Annotated in this window: 18 protein-coding genes; 8 read left to right on the top strand and 10 right to left on the bottom strand. The window is 69.7% G+C overall.

What is annotated here, in order from left to right; translation table 11 throughout:
• Positions 1–15 precede the first annotated feature (15 nt).
• The 4 genes from O7624_RS09970 to O7624_RS09955 all read left to right on the top strand — a co-directional run bounded on the left by O7624_RS09970 (position 16) and on the right by O7624_RS09955 (position 5617).
• Positions 16–2712, top strand: a complete 2697-nt coding sequence (locus O7624_RS09970; protein WP_282239783.1) for an RICIN domain-containing protein — start codon at positions 16–18, stop codon at positions 2710–2712.
• Between the two features lie 80 nt (positions 2713–2792).
• Positions 2793–3707: a hypothetical protein gene (locus O7624_RS09965; RefSeq protein WP_282239782.1), complete on the top strand. Its 915-nt coding sequence runs from the start codon at positions 2793–2795 to the stop codon at positions 3705–3707.
• Between the two features lie 49 nt (positions 3708–3756).
• A complete protein-coding gene (locus O7624_RS09960) occupies positions 3757–4566 on the top strand; it encodes a metallophosphoesterase family protein (RefSeq protein ID WP_282239781.1) in 810 nt (269 codons plus the stop codon).
• Between the two features lie 76 nt (positions 4567–4642).
• A complete protein-coding gene (locus O7624_RS09955) occupies positions 4643–5617 on the top strand; it encodes an NADPH:quinone reductase (protein ID WP_282239780.1) in 975 nt (324 codons plus the stop codon).
• A gap of 21 nt (positions 5618–5638) precedes the next feature.
• Here O7624_RS09955 and O7624_RS09950 read toward each other — a convergent pair whose 3' ends face one another.
• Positions 5639–6232 carry a TetR/AcrR family transcriptional regulator gene (locus O7624_RS09950; protein WP_282239779.1) on the bottom strand — a complete coding sequence of 198 codons (594 nt, stop codon included), beginning with the start codon at positions 6230–6232 and terminating at the stop codon, positions 5639–5641.
• Positions 6233–6286: 54 nt separating this feature from the next.
• Here O7624_RS09950 and O7624_RS09945 point away from each other — a divergent pair, with 54 nt between their 5' ends.
• Positions 6287–7297, top strand: coding sequence for an alpha/beta hydrolase (locus tag O7624_RS09945; protein ID WP_282239778.1), 1011 nt, complete (start codon positions 6287–6289; stop codon positions 7295–7297).
• Between the two features lie 33 nt (positions 7298–7330).
• Here the strand turns inward: O7624_RS09945 and O7624_RS09940 are convergent, their stop codons facing one another.
• Together O7624_RS09940 and O7624_RS09935 are read right to left on the bottom strand one after the other, a co-directional pair.
• Positions 7331–8158 carry a DUF72 domain-containing protein gene (locus O7624_RS09940; protein ID WP_282240596.1) on the bottom strand — a complete coding sequence of 276 codons (828 nt, stop codon included), beginning with the start codon at positions 8156–8158 and terminating at the stop codon, positions 7331–7333.
• Positions 8159–8334: 176 nt separating this feature from the next.
• Positions 8335–9261, bottom strand: a complete 927-nt coding sequence (locus tag O7624_RS09935; RefSeq protein ID WP_282239777.1) for an alpha/beta fold hydrolase — start codon at positions 9259–9261, stop codon at positions 8335–8337.
• Between the two features lie 78 nt (positions 9262–9339).
• On the opposite strand from O7624_RS09935, the gene O7624_RS09930 reads away from it, so the two are divergent.
• On the top strand, positions 9340–9939 hold the full coding sequence (locus tag O7624_RS09930; protein ID WP_204026652.1) for a TetR/AcrR family transcriptional regulator: 600 nt from the start codon (positions 9340–9342) through the stop codon (positions 9937–9939).
• A gap of 41 nt (positions 9940–9980) precedes the next feature.
• On the opposite strand, the gene O7624_RS09925 is transcribed toward O7624_RS09930, so the two are convergent.
• Entirely contained in the window at positions 9981–10724 is a 744-nt protein-coding gene (locus O7624_RS09925; RefSeq protein ID WP_282239776.1) for a hypothetical protein, read from the bottom strand.
• Between the two features lie 158 nt (positions 10725–10882).
• Positions 10883–12130 carry a family 16 glycosylhydrolase gene (locus tag O7624_RS09920; protein ID WP_282239775.1) on the bottom strand — a complete coding sequence of 416 codons (1248 nt, stop codon included), beginning with the start codon at positions 12128–12130 and terminating at the stop codon, positions 10883–10885.
• Positions 12131–12320: 190 nt separating this feature from the next.
• Between O7624_RS09920 and O7624_RS09915 the strand changes: the two genes are divergently transcribed.
• The gene (locus O7624_RS09915) at positions 12321–13034 is read left to right on the top strand and encodes a Clp protease N-terminal domain-containing protein (RefSeq protein WP_282239774.1); all 714 of its coding nucleotides are present in this window, start codon (positions 12321–12323) and stop codon (positions 13032–13034) included.
• A gap of 4 nt (positions 13035–13038) precedes the next feature.
• Here O7624_RS09915 and O7624_RS09910 read toward each other — a convergent pair whose 3' ends face one another.
• Both O7624_RS09910 and O7624_RS09905 read right to left on the bottom strand, forming a co-directional pair.
• On the bottom strand, positions 13039–13557 hold the full coding sequence (locus O7624_RS09910) for a hypothetical protein (RefSeq protein WP_282239773.1): 519 nt from the start codon (positions 13555–13557) through the stop codon (positions 13039–13041).
• 100 nt (positions 13558–13657) lie between these two features.
• The gene (locus tag O7624_RS09905; protein ID WP_093401819.1) at positions 13658–13846 is read right to left on the bottom strand and encodes a hypothetical protein; all 189 of its coding nucleotides are present in this window, start codon (positions 13844–13846) and stop codon (positions 13658–13660) included.
• Positions 13847–14001: 155 nt separating this feature from the next.
• Here O7624_RS09905 and O7624_RS09900 point away from each other — a divergent pair, with 155 nt between their 5' ends.
• Complete coding sequence (locus O7624_RS09900) at positions 14002–14661, top strand: GNAT family N-acetyltransferase (protein ID WP_282240595.1); 660 nt, start codon at positions 14002–14004, stop codon at positions 14659–14661.
• 195 nt (positions 14662–14856) lie between these two features.
• Here the strand turns inward: O7624_RS09900 and O7624_RS09895 are convergent, their stop codons facing one another.
• The 3 genes from O7624_RS09895 to O7624_RS09885 are packed head-to-tail and all read right to left on the bottom strand — an operon-like array spanning position 14857 to position 16512.
• Complete coding sequence (locus tag O7624_RS09895) at positions 14857–15555, bottom strand: TetR family transcriptional regulator (protein WP_282239772.1); 699 nt, start codon at positions 15553–15555, stop codon at positions 14857–14859.
• Complete coding sequence (locus tag O7624_RS09890; RefSeq protein WP_282239771.1) at positions 15518–16012, bottom strand: DCC1-like thiol-disulfide oxidoreductase family protein; 495 nt, start codon at positions 16010–16012, stop codon at positions 15518–15520. The genes O7624_RS09895 and O7624_RS09890 overlap by 38 nt, the downstream gene beginning before the upstream one ends.
• Positions 16009–16512 carry a hypothetical protein gene (locus O7624_RS09885; protein WP_282239770.1) on the bottom strand — a complete coding sequence of 168 codons (504 nt, stop codon included), beginning with the start codon at positions 16510–16512 and terminating at the stop codon, positions 16009–16011. The genes O7624_RS09890 and O7624_RS09885 overlap by 4 nt, the downstream gene beginning before the upstream one ends.
• Between the last annotated feature and the right edge of the window lie 4 nt (positions 16513–16516).

Below are 16516 nucleotides of genomic sequence, written 5' to 3'. Positions count from 1 at the left end.
GCGGAGGGAGAAGAGATGAGATCTGTTGTCCGTGCCGGAAGAGGTGCCCTACTGGCGCTGGCGGTGTTCGTCTCCGCTGCACTGCCAGCCGTGTTCGCAGACCAGGCTCCGGCCCTGGCTGCCGTCCAGGAGACGCTGTACGTCGCGCCCGGTGGAAACGACGCCAACCCGGGCACGCTCGCCGCACCGTTCAGGACGCTACAGCGCGCCCGGGACGTGGTCCGCACGAAGACCGCGACCATGACCGGCGACATCCAGGTCTACCTTCGCGGTGGCAGCTACCCGGTGAGCAGCACGATCGAGTTCGGGGCAAGCGATTCCGGCGCCAACGGCCACCGGGTGATCTACGCCGCGTACCCCGACGAGACGCCGGTTCTTGAGGCCGGTGTGCAGGTGACCGGTTGGACCCAGCACAGCGGGAACATCTGGAAGGCGCCGCTCGACCGGGCCAACAAGCTGCGGGCGCTCTACGTCAACGGCCAGCGGGCTCACATGGCGGCCAAGACGATCACATCCGGGGGCTGCCACGGCACGTACACCATCACCGCGGGACAGGCCGACTGGGCGTGGGAGTCGGGCTCGCAGTGTGAGGGCGCGAGGTACAACCCGGCCGATTTTCCGTCGATCTCCCGCAACCAGGAAGACATCGAGATCGAGACCGGCACCACCTGGACCACTGCCATCGTGGGCGTTCGTCAGGTGACGACGAGCGGTGACGGGCAGAGTCGTATCGCGCTGTTCCAGCAGCCGGGCGCCGCCATCGCGCAGGGGGCGTTCAACGGCAACGCCCAGATCAACGGTACCCACAAGGTGATGAACGCCTACGAGTTCCTGGACTCGCCGGGCGAGTTCTACTTCGACAAGTCCAGCCGGACGCTCTACTACTACAAGGCCGGCGCCGACAACATGTCCACCGCGTCGGTCTTCGCGCCCAACAACGTGACCACCGTGCTGCGGGTCGCCGGCACCTCGACCAGCAACCAGGCGCGCAACATCACGTTCTCCGGTCTCACCGTGCGGCACTCCGACTGGAACCTGTTCAACGTCGCCGGCTCGGTGTTCAAGCAGGCCCAGCAGGGCAATCTCGGCGCGCAGGCGTACGCGCGCGGCAACTTCCACGTCTACTACTACCGCAACGTCGACCTCACCCCCGGCATCATCCACCTGCAGAACGCCAACGCGATCCGATTGGAGCGCAACCGGATCGCGCACACCGGGGCCGACGGAATCACCCTGGTCAACGACGTGACGAACACGCAGTTGATCGGCAACTACACAAACGACATCGCCGGAACGGCGATAAGCGTGGGTCACCCGCAGCACGTCTACGTCGGCGATCACACGTCGAGCAACCGCGAGAAGTACCCGGCACAGGTCGAGGGGCTTCCGAAGAACATCGAGATCAGGAACAACTACATCCACGACAGCTCGGTGCTGTTCAACGGGCACGGCGCGGTCGCGGCGTACTTCGCCGACACCCTGACGGTGCAGCACAACCGCATCGAGAAGGCCCCGTGGGCGGGCATCACGATGGGCTGGGGTTGGTGGAACTTCGACGGGTCCTCAGGGTCGATCGCGCCCAACCGGCCGACCACCACGGCGAAGAACAACACCATCAGTCACAACCACATCATCGACACGGTGCAGCGGCTCAGTGACACGGCACCGATCTACACGCTGGGCAGCCAGCCGGGCACCGTCATCCACGACAACTATTTCCAGGGCGTTCCGGCTGGCCACAAGTACGGACTCCACCCGGACGAGGGCTCGGCGTTCATCACCTTCCGGGACAACGTCCTGAGCGTGGACAAGAACATCACCTGGATGATCAACTCAGACGACTTCGGGCGCAAGCACGACCTTCACATCACGCAGACTTACGGCCCGATAAACAAGGTCTCCAACAAGAACCTGCCCAACAGCACCATCCACGACATCCTCGTCTCCTCCGACTACGTCTGGCCGGCGGCGGCCTACGGAATCGCTGTCAACTCCGGGCTCCAGGACTCGTTCCGGGACATCACCCAGCCGCGCAACCTGCCCGCGCAGGACTACGTCCTACCGGCCAGCACGTTCGTCGGCAGCGGCACGTCCTCGATCCCGATCCGCAGCAGCGGCGATGCGACCAGGTCGCTGTGGCTGGCCCCCTCCGGCACCACCACCTTCGCCGCCGGCCCGACGATGACCAGGGCAGACGGCAACGCCACGTCCATCGCGGTGCCGACGTCGTCGGGTGACTACCGGCTCTACGTCGTCGACGCGCAGGGCAATCGGTCGGCCGAGTCGAAGTCTCTCGTCCGGCGGCAGGGCACCGGCGGTACGACTGACACGCAGCTCGTCGGCGGCCAGTCCGGCCGCTGCATCGAGGTCCCCGGCGCGACCACCACGAACGGTACCCAGACGCAGCTGTGGGACTGCTCCGGCGGCTCGCATCAGCGGTGGACCTACACGGCGAGCAAACAGTTCACCGTCTACGGCAACAAGTGCCTGGACGCGAACGGGGCGGGTACCAGCAACGGCACCACGGTCATCATCTGGGACTGCCACGGCGGGCTCAACCAGCAGTGGAACGTCAACGCCAACGGCACCATCACCAACGTCCAGTCCGGACTCTGCCTCGACGCCAATGGCGCCGCCACCGCCAACGGGACAAAGATCATTCTTTGGTCCTGCAACGGCGGCGCGAACCAGCAGTGGAGTCGACGTAGCTGAAGCCGCATCCGGGGGCCAGGCGCCGACCGTGCCTGGCCCCTGGCGCGTGCGGACAGGCTGACGGTCTGGACGAGGTCTGGGTGAGCTGGCACCATGTGCCGATCATGAGCCGGGTCTGGACGGAGAACCTGTTGAACAGCGTGTGGTCGGGGCCGGGTCGGTTGCTGGGGCGATCGGGTGCCCGCGCAGTGGGCAGGTTGGCCGCGGCAGCAGGTGCCGCTGTCGCGTTGGCCCTGGCGGCTGGCTGTGCCGACGCCGCCTCGCCACCATCAGGTCCGAGCCCGTCGGCAGGCGCGGTGCAGCAGGACCTCCACACATGGCTGCACGAGGGTGCGAAGAAAGTCGGCCAGGACACCTACTCGACACGTTTCACCATGACCCGCAGTGACGTCGAGGGAGCGTCGGTCAGTACGACGGTCGAGATGACGGTGGACCCGGCCAGACGCCGGAGCGACATGACCATCCGCTTCCCCATTCGGCAACCCGGCCACTTCCAGTGGATCGAGATCAAGACCGTCGACGAAGAGAGTTGGATGCGGATCTTCGGCTTCGGGGAGCCCCCCGAGGGGTGGCTACCGGTCGACCTGCCGCGCCTGCTGGGTGCGGACTCCTCGCTCTTCATCGGTACGCAGGCGACGGACAATCTGCAGGAACTGGTGAAGACATCGGTCGAGCTGCGGCTCGTCACCGAACGAGCCGTTCGTGGTGTCCTCGACCTACGTCGGCATCCTCACCTGACCGTCGAGCTGCGTAGGGAACTGTCGGCGACGAACACGATGATGCCCTTCGACGCCACCCTCGACGCGCAGGGCCGGCTCACGAATCTGACGCTGCACTTCGACCAGGCGGAAGCGGGCGCCGGTCAGTGGCAGTTTCTCTACCACTCGTTCGGCCGGCGGCAACCGATCGAACCGCCACCCGCTGGGGACGTACTCGAACCGGACGACCTTGACCCGCAACTGCTTGCCGAACTGCGCGAGGTTGGCTGGTTGTAGGCAGGCCGCCGCACCTCAACGCCGGGACTGCCGCAGCTACGATCGGCCGGTGGCCCGGCCCCTCGATCGCATCGCTCTGATCTCCGACGTCCACGGCAACCTGACCGCGCTGGAGGCCGTGCTGGCCGACATCGACGCACGCGGCATCGAGCGGATCTTCAACCTCGGCGACTACGTCGGCAAGGGGCCGCGTGGCCGCGAGGTGGTCGAGATCTGCAGGGAGCGCTGTGAGGTCAACATCCTTGGCAACTGGGACGACTTCCTCCCCGACCCGGACCGCAGCTACGACAACGAGGCGATGGCCTGGTGGTTGGCGCAGCTCGCCGCCGGCCAGGGCGACTGGCTGCGCGGCCTGCCGTTCAGCCACGACTTTGTGCTCAGCGGGCGGCGGGTGCGGCTCTTCCACGCGTCGGCGACAAGCGTGCACCGTCGGGTCCGGTTTGACCACGACGAGGCCGAGTTCCTCGGCATGTTCGCCAACACCCCGGCTACCGGCGACGGACCGGAGCCCACGGTCGTGGGCTACGGCGACACCCACGATCCGTTCTACGAGGTGGACCGGGACCGCCGAACCCTGTTCAACACCGGCAGCGTCGGCAATGCGATGGGCGATCCGACCCCGGTCTACGTGATCCTCGAAGGTGTCCTCGACGCGGCGGCCGACGCGCCGTTCTCGATCCAGTTCGTCCGCGTGCCGTACGACTTCGAGGCCGAGTTGGCCGTGGCGTCCCGGCTGGGCATGCCCGAGTTGGATGGGTACGTCTCCGAGCTGCGGCACGGCATCTACCGGGGCGCGATGCACGCTCCGGCCGGACCGAGGTACCACCGGCAGCCGAGACCGCGTCCGTCGGCCGAGTGATCGGTCCGGAACGACCGTGCCCGGCGGTGGCGGTGAATGAGCGAGAAGGACGACCACGTGGCGCGAGAATGACGGCATGCGTGCCGCCTACATAGAGGGTCCGGGTCCGGCCGACGTGATCCGGTACGGGGATCTGCCGGCGCCACGTCCCGGTCCGACCGATGTCCTCGTCGACGTCCTGGCGACGACAGTCAACCCGGTCGACACCTTCGTGCGTTCCGGGGCGTACCCGACGCCGTTGCCGTTGCCGTTCATCGTCGGCCGTGACCTGGTCGGGCGGGTGACGGCGCTGGGGCCCGGTGTGAGCGGCTTCGGCGTCGGTGACCTGGTGTGGTGCAACAGCCTCGGGCACGACGGCCGGCAGGGCAGCTCCGCCGAGCAGGCCGTCGTGCCGGCGGATCGGCTGTACCGACTTCCGACGGCTGTCGATCCGGCGGTCGCGGTGGCCGTGCTGCACCCCGCCGCTACCGCCTACCTGGGTCTTGTGGTGCACGGGCGGTTGCGGGTCGGGGAGACCGTGTTGGTGGGCGGTGGCGGCGGAAACGTCGGCTCGGCACTTGTGGCGCTCGCGACGGCGGCTGGTGCCCGCGTCGTGGTCACCGCGTCCGCCGCGGACGCCGAGTACTGCCGGCATCTCGGGGCCGCAGAGGTTCTCGACTACCGGGCGCCCGATCTGATCGGTCGGTTGAGGTCGGTGTGCCCTGACGGTATCGACCTGTACCTCGACACGTCGGGACGGAACGATCTTGAATCGATCGTCGATCTGATCGGGATACGTGGCCGGATCGTGTTGCTGGCGGGACCCCGCACCAGGCCGGTGCTACCCGCCGGCCCCCTCTACCTGAACGATCGCACGGTCACCGGCTTCGTCATCTCCCGCGCCACCACTGCCGAGTTGGCCGCGGCTGCCGGCACCGTCAACCGGATGCTCGTCGCCGGGGAGTTGGCCCCACGCGGCATGGTACGGATGCCGCTGTCGGCGGTCGCCGAGGCGCACCGGATGATCGAGCAGGGTGAGCTGCGCGGACGGCGGGTCGTCATCACGCCGTGAGCTGGCGCGTGGTGCGCGTCGTCACGGTCCGAGAGTCGTGTCGAGCATCTCGACGAGGTGTTCGGCCGCCGCCGCCGTGTCGTAGTCGGGGTCGTGGAGTTGCTCGGCGACGATCGCGTCGATGCCCCCACCGACGATGATCGCCGTGGTGCGTACGTCGATGTCGCCGCTGCCGCCACGGGCGATCCGGGCCGCGTCGATGAGTTCGGCCAGGGGGCGCCAACGGGCGGCCGGATCGTGGTCGCCGTCGTCGTGGACCATCGCCTCGATGATCATGCGAGTGTGTCGGGGATGCTCCCGCAGGTGCCCGACCATCGACCTGACGTACGCGGCGGGCCGGTTCGCGGTGTCGGCGGCCTCGACCGCACCGGCGACGTCTGCGACGAGGGCGGCGAGGGCGTGTTCGTGTGCGGCGCGTACGACGGCGGCCTTGGTGGGGAAGTGGTAAAGCACGGCGGCCTTGGTGATGCCGGCGCGTTCGGCGATGGCGGCCAGTGAGGCGCCCGCGTAGCCCCGGTCGGCGACCAACTCGATGGTGACCTCGATCAGTTGGGCGCGGCGGGCGCGTTCGATCAGGGTCGGTTCCGCCGTCGCGCCTTCTCGTCTCCTTGTCACCCGCCAGATTCTACCGTACGGTCGAAAAATCTACCGATCGGTTAGGAGTGTGTCGTGCGGACCAGGCTGATGAAGGCTCTCAACCGGCTGAGGCCCAGGTCACGATGGCTGCGTCTGGTCCTGGCCGGGCTCGCACTTATCGCGCTGGTGGCCACCTTCGCCCTTCGCCAGCCCGCGCCGATCGGCCACTGGGACAGCGCCGACGGGCAGGACCGGTTCCTCCGGGCCTACACCGAGGCCTTCGCCGCCCTGCCCGACCCGACGGAGACCTTCGACGTACGTACCGACTACGGCATCGTGCGCGTCTACCGCTTCGCCGGCACCGGCGCGGACGACGGCGGTACGAGCACCCCGTTGCTGCTGCTGCCCGGGCGCGCCTCGGGCACGCCGGTCTGGGCTGACAACGTGCCCCTGCTGCTGCCCATCGGCGACGTCTACACCGTCGACCTGCTCGGCGAGCCGGGCATGAGCGTGCAGAATCGCCCGATCGACAGCGACGAGGCGCAGGCCGAGTGGTTGCACCAGACCCTCCAGGCGCTCCCACCGGACGAGTTCCACCTGGTCGGTCTCTCGATCGGTGGCTGGACCGCGGTCAACCTCGCCCTGCACAGACCGGACCACATCGCGTCGATGACCGTCATCGACGCGGTGTACGTCTTCGCCGACATGCCGTTCGGCACGATCGTGCGCTCCATCCCGGCCGCGTTGCCCTGGCTGCCGAGATCGTGGCGGGACAGCTTCAACTCGTACACCGCTGGCGGGGCGCCGGTCGAGGACGAGCCGGTCGCCGACATGATCGAAGCCGGCATGCAGCACTACAAGCTCCGGCTGCCGCCGCCCACGCGGATCAGCGAGGAACGCCTCCGTCGACTCGACCTGCCGGTCCTGGCGATCATCGCTGGTGAATCGGTGATGCACGACCCGCAGCAGGCCGTCGAGACCGCCCGCCGGACCCTGCCCCGGGGCACGGTCCGGCTCTACCCGGGTGCTTCCCATGCCGTCAACGGCGAGCAGCCCGAACGGATCGCCGCCGATATCGCCGGTTTCGTCGAGGAGGCTGTCTGACCACCGCTGATCGAGGCCGGGCGGGTCCGACGGTCAGAAGAGGGTGGTGGGCTCGACCGGGATCGGTTCCGGCAGCGGTGCCAGCTGCGGTACGCGGGCGCGTACCTCGTCGTGGAAGCGGCGGGCCAGGGTCGGCGCGTCGGCGTTGTCCGGGGTGTGGATGAAAACGGTAGGCGACCGGCCCTCGCGCAGCCACTCCGCGGTCACGTCCACCCACCGCCGCCAGCCCTCGACGGTGCGCGCGGGGTCGTCGCGACCGAGGTAACGGACGATCGGCCGGGCGGTGAGCGCGACCGTACGCGGCGGCATCCTGGGCTTCTTCGTCCAGGCGTCCCGCTCGGCGTCGCTGGTCGGCGGTTCGGTGAAGAACGCCGTGGTGTCGAACGGGATCCACTCGGCGTCCGTCTCCGCCAGGGTCGTCTCCAGCAGCCGGGTCGCCCGGGGGTCGGTGAAGAAGGCCGGGTCGCGCACCTCCACGGCGGGTCGGTGGGCGGCGGGCAGGCGGCGCAGGAAACGGGCGAGCGTGGGTACGTCGTCCGGGCCGAAGGAGCCGGGCAACTGGACCCAGAGGGCGTACGCCCGGGAGCCGAGTGGCTCGATCGCGTCGAGGAAGGCGCGCATCGGCCTGTCCACGTCGGTGAGGCGGCGTTCGTGGGTGACCACCTTCGGCAGCTTGACGACGAAGCGAAAATCGGGTCCGGTCTGCTCCGCCCACGAGGCGACCGTCTCGCGGGCCGGGGTGGCGTAGAAGGTGGTGTTGCCCTCGACCGCGTCGCACCAGCCGGCGTAGTGCCGTAGCCGTTCCTGCGCCGGCAGCGGATGGGGGAGCAGCCGCCCCTGCCACGACCGGTGGGTCCACATCGCACACCCGACGTGCAGTCGCATGGCCACGGCGGCCCCTCCAGCCTCGCGGTACACCGCAGTCGTTCCCGCTGAGCAGCGGGCGATCGGACGTACCGTATCCGGAGGGCGGTTGCCGGACGGCGGGCGGGCGTCGGAACGACCCCAGGCGGGTCGCCCGACGCCGCCCCGCGCCGTCACCGGCCGGGCTGGTCGCGTCCGACGGCGTCGTCCGACGTGCGGTCGGCGATGAAGTCGAGCACGCGCGTGTTGACCAGCTCGGGACGCTCCAGCGAGAGACCGTGGCCGGCACCGCGCACCATCTCCGCCCGCACCGACGGGATCAGCGTCTGGGCCCGGGCCACCGCCTGCCGTGGTCGTAGCAGCGAACTGCGCTCGGCCACCAGGAGCAGCACCGGTACCCGGATCGCCCGCAGCTCGTCGTCGTCGAACCGGCGGGCCGCGGGACGCCGGGTCCGCCAGTGCCGCGCGGCGATCATGACGGGGGCCAGCTGCTCGGCAGACTCGATGAGCGCGTGGTTGGCCAGCCGGTGGGCGAACCAGGCCCGGGTGCGGCGCGGCGCCAACGTGGCCAGGGCACCCGCGAGGACGTTGGCGTAGAACTTGACCGGGACCTTCTGGAGGCCGCCCGGGTCGAGCAGGGTGACCGACGCCAACCTTTCCGGTCGGTGCACGGCCGCGGCCAGCGCCAGGAAGCCGCCGTACGACATCCCGACCAGGTGGACGCCGCTCAGGTCGAGGGCGGCGAGCGTCTCGTCGAGCCAGGCGGCGCTCTCGGTCGAGCCCACCACCGGACGCCGTTGCACGCTGCGTCCCGGGTCGTCGATGGTGTCCAGTGCGTAGACCGGGTGGTGCTTGCCGAGCGCGGCGACCTGCGGATACCAGTTCGAGGAGTTGCCCTGGGCGCCGTGCAGCAGCACCACAGGTGCGCCAGGCCCGGCACCGTGGCGATGCACGTGGACGGTGCCGAAGCCCGTCTCGACGTCGAACTCCTGTCGGGGCTGCGGCCAGGACCGCATCGCCACGTCGTACGCCTGGAGGAATCTCTCTCGCGCCTGGTCGTTGACGAACCGTCCGACGCCGGGATCTCTGGTGGCTGTCACCGGGCCTCCCCTCTGCGTTTTGGTAGTACGATCGTACAGTACAGTCGTACTACCAAAGCGGGAAGGGTGATGTGGCGCATGCCGAAGCTGGCCGACCACGAGGAACGGCGGGCCCTGATCGTCGCCGCGCTCCTGCGCATCGCGGCGAGTCGAGGTCTGCACGCCGCGAGCATGCGGACGGTCGCGGCCGAGGCGGGCGTCTCGGTCAGCACCGTGCAGTACTACTTCCACACCAAGGAGCAACTGCTCTTCGCGGGGCTGCAACACCAGGCCGAGGCGGTCGGCCGGCGGATCGAGGCCGGGCTGGAGGCCAGCGCGACAGCCGGTGTCCGCGACCGCCTGTACGCCTGGTTGGTGCAGCTCATCCCCGTCGACGAGCAGCAACGCGCCTCGTACACCGTCTTCGCCGCCTACCACGCCCTGGCCCTGACCGATCCGGCGTTGGCCGAGCTCTCCTACACCCGAGGTTCCGGGGAGCTGGAGAACGTGCTCCGTGCGCTGCTGGCCGACGGGCAGCAGGCCGGTGAGCTTTCCTCGGCCCGGGACGTCGGTGCCGAGGCGGGCAACCTGCTGGCGCTGGCGACCGGCCTGGCCGACAGCGTGATGGCGAACATGCGCGGGGCGGAGGCCGCGATCGCCCTGTTGCACTATCAGCTGGACCAGTTGTTCGACGCCTGACTCTCCGGTCGGCGGCGACAAGCAAGCGCGTCTGCGGAGGCTCAGCCGGCGGCGGTGCGGTCGACGGTGACGGAGGAGACGCCGCCGGTGGCGTCGATGTCGTAACGGTCCGTCGTGGAGTTCCACTCCGGCGGGGTGAAAATCGTTCCGCCAGCCACCCCCGAGTGGGTGGTGCCGTCGACGGTGACCGAACCGGCGCCGCCACCGGCGCGTACCTGCACGGGAGCGTCCCCGGCCAGGTGGACGACGACCTGGCTCGCCCCGCCGCCGAGCACTGTCCGCTGCGTCCCCTCCGGTGCGGGCAGCGTCAGTTCGATCCGGTTCGCTCCGGCGGTGAACTCGACGTCGCCGACCCGCGCGCCGCGCAGGTCGAGGTGCTGTTCCTTGGCCCCGCCGTTGATCCGGACGTGCCAGCGGACCGACTCGGCAAGCACCACCTCCACCACCGCCGGGCCGTCCCGGTCGGTGCCGCGCAGGCTGGTCAGCAGGCTCCCGTCGGTGAGCGAGACCGCAGGCCGGACGCTCGCGTCGCGAGGGGTGGAGACCCGGTACGCGTCCTCGCCGAGGTCGGCGGTGCCTATCCGGACCACATCGGCGCCGTCGAGCAGCACGAAGGTGGCCTCCCGCAGGTCGCCGGCGGCTCCGGTGACGACGTGCCCGTTGCGGCCGTCGCCGCGGACCGTCACCCAGGTCCAGGTGGCCACCACCACGACCACCACGACCAGCAGGATCGCCCCGAGCCACCACCACAATCGCCGCCCGCCGGCGGACTGAGTGTTCTCCACGTCGCCTCCCGCACATCGATGACCGCAGGGGTTACTACCCGCCTGTCACCGACTCTTACGCGCGGGACGCCCGGCGGGCTCACCGCGGGCAGCGCCCGACGTGCTTGCGGGCGCTGCCCGGTCCCCGCGGCGACCCGGGTCTCGTGGCGGGGGTGACGTCAGGCGCGGGACCACTTCTGGTTGGGGGTGCCGGCGCAGTCCCACAGTTGCAGCCGGCCGCCGTTGTTCGGGTTGTTGTCGCGTACGTCGACGCAGCGGTTCGCGTTGAGGTTGACCAGGTCGCCCGCGGCGTTGAGGGTGAATCGTTGCGCCGGGTTGCCGTTGCAGGTGACGAGGTTGACCTCGGTGCCGTTGGCCGTCCCGGCCCAGGCCGGGTCCATGCACTTGCCCATCGCGCGGATGGTGCCGTCGGCGGCGAAGGTCCACGCCTGGGCGGCGGTGGTGTTGCAGTCCCAGACCTGCAGCGGCGCTCCGTCGACCGGGTTGGCGCCGGGGATGTCGATGCATCGGCCACTTTGCTGCCCCCGGATCCGGGTGGTGCCGGTGTTGCCGTCCGGCACGTGACCGTAGACCCGGACGTAGTCGACGAGCATCTGCTGCGGGAACTGGGTGCTGCCGTCGGGGTAGCCGGGCCAGTTACCGCCGACGGCCACGTTGAGGATCATGAAGAAGGGGTGGTCGAAGACCCAGCGGTTACCGCCGAGCCGGCTCGGGTCGACCCGGAAGAACTCCGACCCGTCGAGGTACCAGCGGATGATGTTCGGCTCCCAGTCCACCCGGTAGGTGTGGAAGGTGTCGGCAAGCGGCTGCCCGATGGTGCGGCTGCCGGTGATCCCGCCGCCGCCGGAGTAGCCGGGCCCGTGGATGGTGCCGTGCACGGTGTTCGGCTCCCGCCCGACGTTCTCCATGATGTCGATCTCGCCGGAGGCCGGCCAGCCGACGTCGCCGAAGTCCCGCCCGAGCATCCAGAACGCCGGCCAGATGCCCTGCCCACGCGGGATCTTGATGCGCGCCTCGAACCGGCCGTACGCCTGGCTGAAGGTGGCCGCGGTCAGCAGCCGGGCCGAGGTGTACTCACACCGGCCGTAGTGGCACTGGTAGTTGGCCGGATTCTCCCGGCGGGCGGTGATGACCAGGTTGCCCTGACCGTCGTGCACCGCGTTGCTGGTGCTGTTGGTGTAGTACTGCCGTTCGTTGTTGCCCCAGCCGTGGCCGCCGATGTCGAAGCGCCACTTGGACTGGTCGACCGGGGTGCCGGCCGGCGAGTTGAACTCGTCCTGCCAGGTGATCCCGCCGATCGCGGCGGCGGCTGGTGCGGACTGCACGGGTAGCAGGAGCGCGCTGGTGACGAGGGCCGCGCCCAGGGCGGCGGCTGCCCGCCGGAGGCTGCGGGAGATGGCGTACACGATCGGATCTCCTCGGGGGTGGAGGGACGGATGCGCTGGCGAGGCGGGTGGAGAGCGCTCTCCAAATCCGAGTCTGTCGATTTTGGAAGAATTAGTCAAGGTTGTTAACAACGATCATCGGCATAGTGGCGCTGCGCGTGTTCGTCAACCCGCGGTTGACGCAGGCCAATCGTCAACCTAAGGTTGACGCATGACTGAACCCGTGCAGATGAACAACCCGGTCCGGCTCGACGACCTGATCCAGGCCATCAAGCGGGCCCACTCCGACGCCCTTGATCAACTGACCGACGCGGTGATGGTGGCCGATCACATCGGTGACGTGGCCGACCATCTGATCGGCCACTTCGTGGACCAGGCCCGGCGCTCCGGAGCGTCCTGGACCGAGATCGGCCGCAGCATGGGGGTGAGCAAGCAGGCCGCCCAGAAGCGCTTCGTCGGCGCGGCGATGGACCCTCAGGAGGGCTTCCAGCGGTTCACCCCGCGCGCCCGCAACGTGGTGATGGCCTCTCAGAATGAGGCGAAGGCCGCAGGTAACGCCGAGATCACCCCGGCGCACCTGGTGCTCGGCCTGCTGGCCGAACCGGAGGCGCTGGCCGCCAAGGCGTTGGCCGCCAGTGGTGTGTCGGTCGACGCCGTGCGCGAGGCCGCCACGGCGGCGCTGCCGCCATCCTCGGACGAGGTCCCGGACCTGATTCCATACGACACCGCCGGCAAGAAGGCGTTGGAGTTGACCTTCCGTGAGGCGCTGCGGCTCGGGCACAACTACATCGGCACCGAGCACATCCTGCTGGCCCTGCTGGAGCAGGAGAACGGCGAGGGTGTGCTCACCGGCCTCGGTGTGGACAAGGTCGCCGTCGAGGCGAACATCGCGGCGGCCCTGGCCAAACTGCGGACGTTCGAATAGCCGATCAGGGCTCGACGGGGAAGCCGTACCGGGCGGCGTGCTCCGGGTCGGCCGGATCGATCTGGCGCAACCCGGCGTCGGCGAGGCGCTTGTTCACCTCGTCGAGCCGCTCGCGCACCAACCGGGACTCCTCCTCGGTGACCCGCCCCCGGTGCGGCCGGCCCGCGTGCTCGATCGTGCCGTAGTCGACCTTCTCGGCGCTGCGTCGTGCCTTTGGCGGGCGTACCCGCTCGGCGGTCTTCAGCAACTGCGCCATCGGCACGTCGGTGGCCATCGCGTCGAACTCGCTCGCGGTCAGCACCACCCGACGTGGCTCGCCGTGGCCGTGCCGGTCGTGGATCTCGACCACCGCCACGTCCAGCGCCGCGTCGTCGATGCTCTCCACCTCCACCGGAGTGGCGTCCAGTTGCACGGGCCCGGCCACCAGGTCAGGGTGCTCGAGAACGACGATGCGAACGGCCTCGTCGTCGGCACCCAGCACCGTGCCGCTGAAGTCGGAGACGTGGATCGTCTTCTTGCCCATGGATGTGCCAGCTCCCGTCGTGACCGTCGAAGGACCAGCAGACGTTACCCGACAGGTGTGCGAAAGCGCGCGGTGGCTCGCCGCCCTACAGCCTGGTGTGTCAGTGCGGGTTCAGGTGGTGCCGAACGGGGCCGGCGGGCAGGCTGTTCAGCTCGCACCAGGAGAGCGTGCCGGGGCGGGTCCGGTGACCGCGGTACGCCGCCTGGGCCGGAAAGCGGCCGGTGAGCCGGTGGTTGCGCCAGGCGCGCTCGGGGTCCTGCTGATCACGGTCCTGCGGCTGTTTCTGCATGCCCCCACCGTTCCAAATAATGTTGTCCATGTATGGAAATGGATATGACGGTCGATAGATCGTTAAGGTTCCCCGGATCGGACCCACCTACGCCCCGAATCGACCGCGTCGTCGTACGGTGAGCGGCGTCGGCGGTGACGGACCGGGAGGCGTTGATGCTCGATCGGCGGCTGCACCTGCACCTGGCGACCTGGCTGGGACAGTGGCCGGCCGGCCCGGGTCTGCACGTGGTCGGGTCCGGGCGGCGCACCCGACCCGCGTGGGACGGTCGGCCGCGCCCCGCCATCGCGGTCCACGCCGGGGCCAGCGGCGTGCTCTCCGTGGCGCCCGATCGGATCGCGGCCGTTCGTGAGCTGGCGCGGCGCCCGGACGGTCTGCTGAGCGCGTTGCCGGCGGCGGTCGGCTATCCGGGTTGGGCGGTGCACGACGACGTGTTCCGGTGGAGTGTGGCGCCGACGGCACTGCCGGACGTCGGTGAGTGGGTGCCGCCCACCACCGCCGGCCTGCCCTCCTGGCTGCGGCTGTTCGACCGGTCGGTGCTCATCGTGCGCGACCAGCGGGGCCGCTACCTGGCCGGCGTCGGCATCAAACGGCATGACCGGCACGGACACGAGTTGGCGGTGGGCACCGTCCCGGCGGCTCGCGGACGCGGGCTGGCCCGGCGGCTGGTGGCCCAGGCTGCCCGCCGAGTGCTCGACGACGGCGCTGTCCCCACCTACCTGCACGACCGGCGCAACGGCGCGTCGGCGCGGGTGGCGGAGGCCGCTGGATTCCCCGACCGCGGCTGGCGGTCCTACGGCGTCTACCCGAACTGAACACCGACCGGCAGAGCGCGGACCGTGGATCCCGGGCCGGATCCACGGTCCGCAGCCTCCCCCCAGGTCCGCGTGAGGCTCAATGCCGATCACGCTACGTATGCAGAACCCGCTCGGCAAGTTGTCGCCGCCGTCTCGTTGCTGTCCAATTGCGGACTTGACCTGGTCAGAAGCGTGTTCTCCCGCTCAGCCCGCTCAGTGACGCAGGGTGTGAATCAGGCTGACGACCTGTTGCGTCACCGGCCGCAGCACGCGCAGTCGTGACAGCCTCACCAGTCGGTCGACGAGCGGCACCGCGCCGTCGATCAGTTGCCGGGTCCGGGCCTGTCCCGGCGAGCGGTCGTAGACCCAGAAGAGCACCACGCCCATGTAGGCGAGCCAGAGCAGCTCGGGCAGCTGGGGACGCAGCTCCGCGTCGACCTTGGCGGTGGAGCCGGCGAGCACGTCGGCGTAGAGGCCGATGGACGCCTCGCGGGGACCGGAGGACTCCGCGGAGAAGGGGCTCAGCGGGGAGGTCGGTTCCGCAGCGGTCTTGAAGAAGCTCGCGGCGAACTCGTGTGACGGGGTCAGCACGTCGATACCCGCGTGCAGCACCCCGGCCAGCCGGGCGGCGAAGTCGGATTCGCGTTCGAGCACCGGCTGGGCCGCCGTTCGATGCTCCGTCTGCGTCCGGGCGTAGAACTCCTGGATCAGGTGTTCCTTCGACTGGAAGTAGTAGTAGGCGTTGCCGACCGCGACGCCGGCCTCCGTCGCGATGGCGCGCATGGTGGTGCGGGCGTAACCGCGTTCGCGGAACAACCGCATCGCGGTCTCCAGGATCAGCTGCCGTGTCTGCTCGCCCCGGGCGGTCGCCGCCTCACCCGCAGCGGTCGTCGGCACAGTCTGGTCGGTCATTCCGGTCACCGTATCCCGCCGCACCGTCGGTCGGCTCCGGCGACGGTTCCCGGACCCGTTCGCGTACCGCCGACGCGGCGGCCACCACCCGTCGGGCCAGCGGCAGCAGGTGGGGGCGGGCGAGGCGCTGGGCCGTCTCCCGGTGGTCGGCCAGCGCCCACAGGCACGCGAACCAGGCACCGTCGCCCGCGTACACCTCGCCGGTGTCGGCGATCACCGTGAGGTCGCGCAGCGTGGCGTCGTGGTCCAGGCTCGGAAAGCGCAGCCGGGCAGCCGCCGACCCGGCCGGCACGAACTCCAGCGGTACGAGCTGCGGGCGCGACGACAGCCAGCCGCGCGCGGCCCGGCACAGTGGGCAGTGCGCGTCGTAGAGGACGGTGAGGCTGCGGAGGCCACCACCCCCGTGCGCGGTGGCATCCGGCAGTCCCTCCATCCCGCCCCGGCCCGGTGTGGTCATCGGGCCGGCGGCGCGGCCGGGGTCGGTGGGTCGGCCTGGCCCTGCCCGGCCGGCGGGGCACCCTGTCCAGGTGCGCCCGGCCCGGGCGACACCTGTGGGTAGGCGTGCTGAACCGGCAGTCGGCCGACCGGGGCCAGTGGTGGGTGGGTGGCGAGCTGGCGCAGCCGGTTCCGCCGGTAGCGGCCCAGGGCGAAGACGTTGAAGAAGTGCAGCGCGCCGAGGACCAGCAGCACCAGACCGACCTTCAGCGAGAGTTCCTCCATGGCGACGCTGGTGGAGCCGACGGGCTCGGAGTGCCGCATCGCCACCGTGACGTAGCCGAGGTTGAGGAGATAGAAGCCGACCACGAGGAGATTGTTCACCGCCCGCGCCAGGCGTTCGTCGGCGAACACCTCGTCGAGGAAGACCATGCCGTTGCGAGTGAGCGCCCGCGCCACCCAGACGGTCAGACCGATGCTGATCGTCAGGTAGACCAGGTACATCCAGACCTTGATGTCCATGCGT

It is taken from the genome of Verrucosispora sp. WMMD1129, assembly GCF_029581255.1.
In the GTDB taxonomy this organism is placed as follows: Bacteria; Actinomycetota; Actinomycetes; order Mycobacteriales; family Micromonosporaceae; genus Micromonospora; species Micromonospora sediminimaris.
Note: the sequence above shows the minus strand (reverse complement) of the source record. Positions and strands in the feature narration are given on the sequence as shown.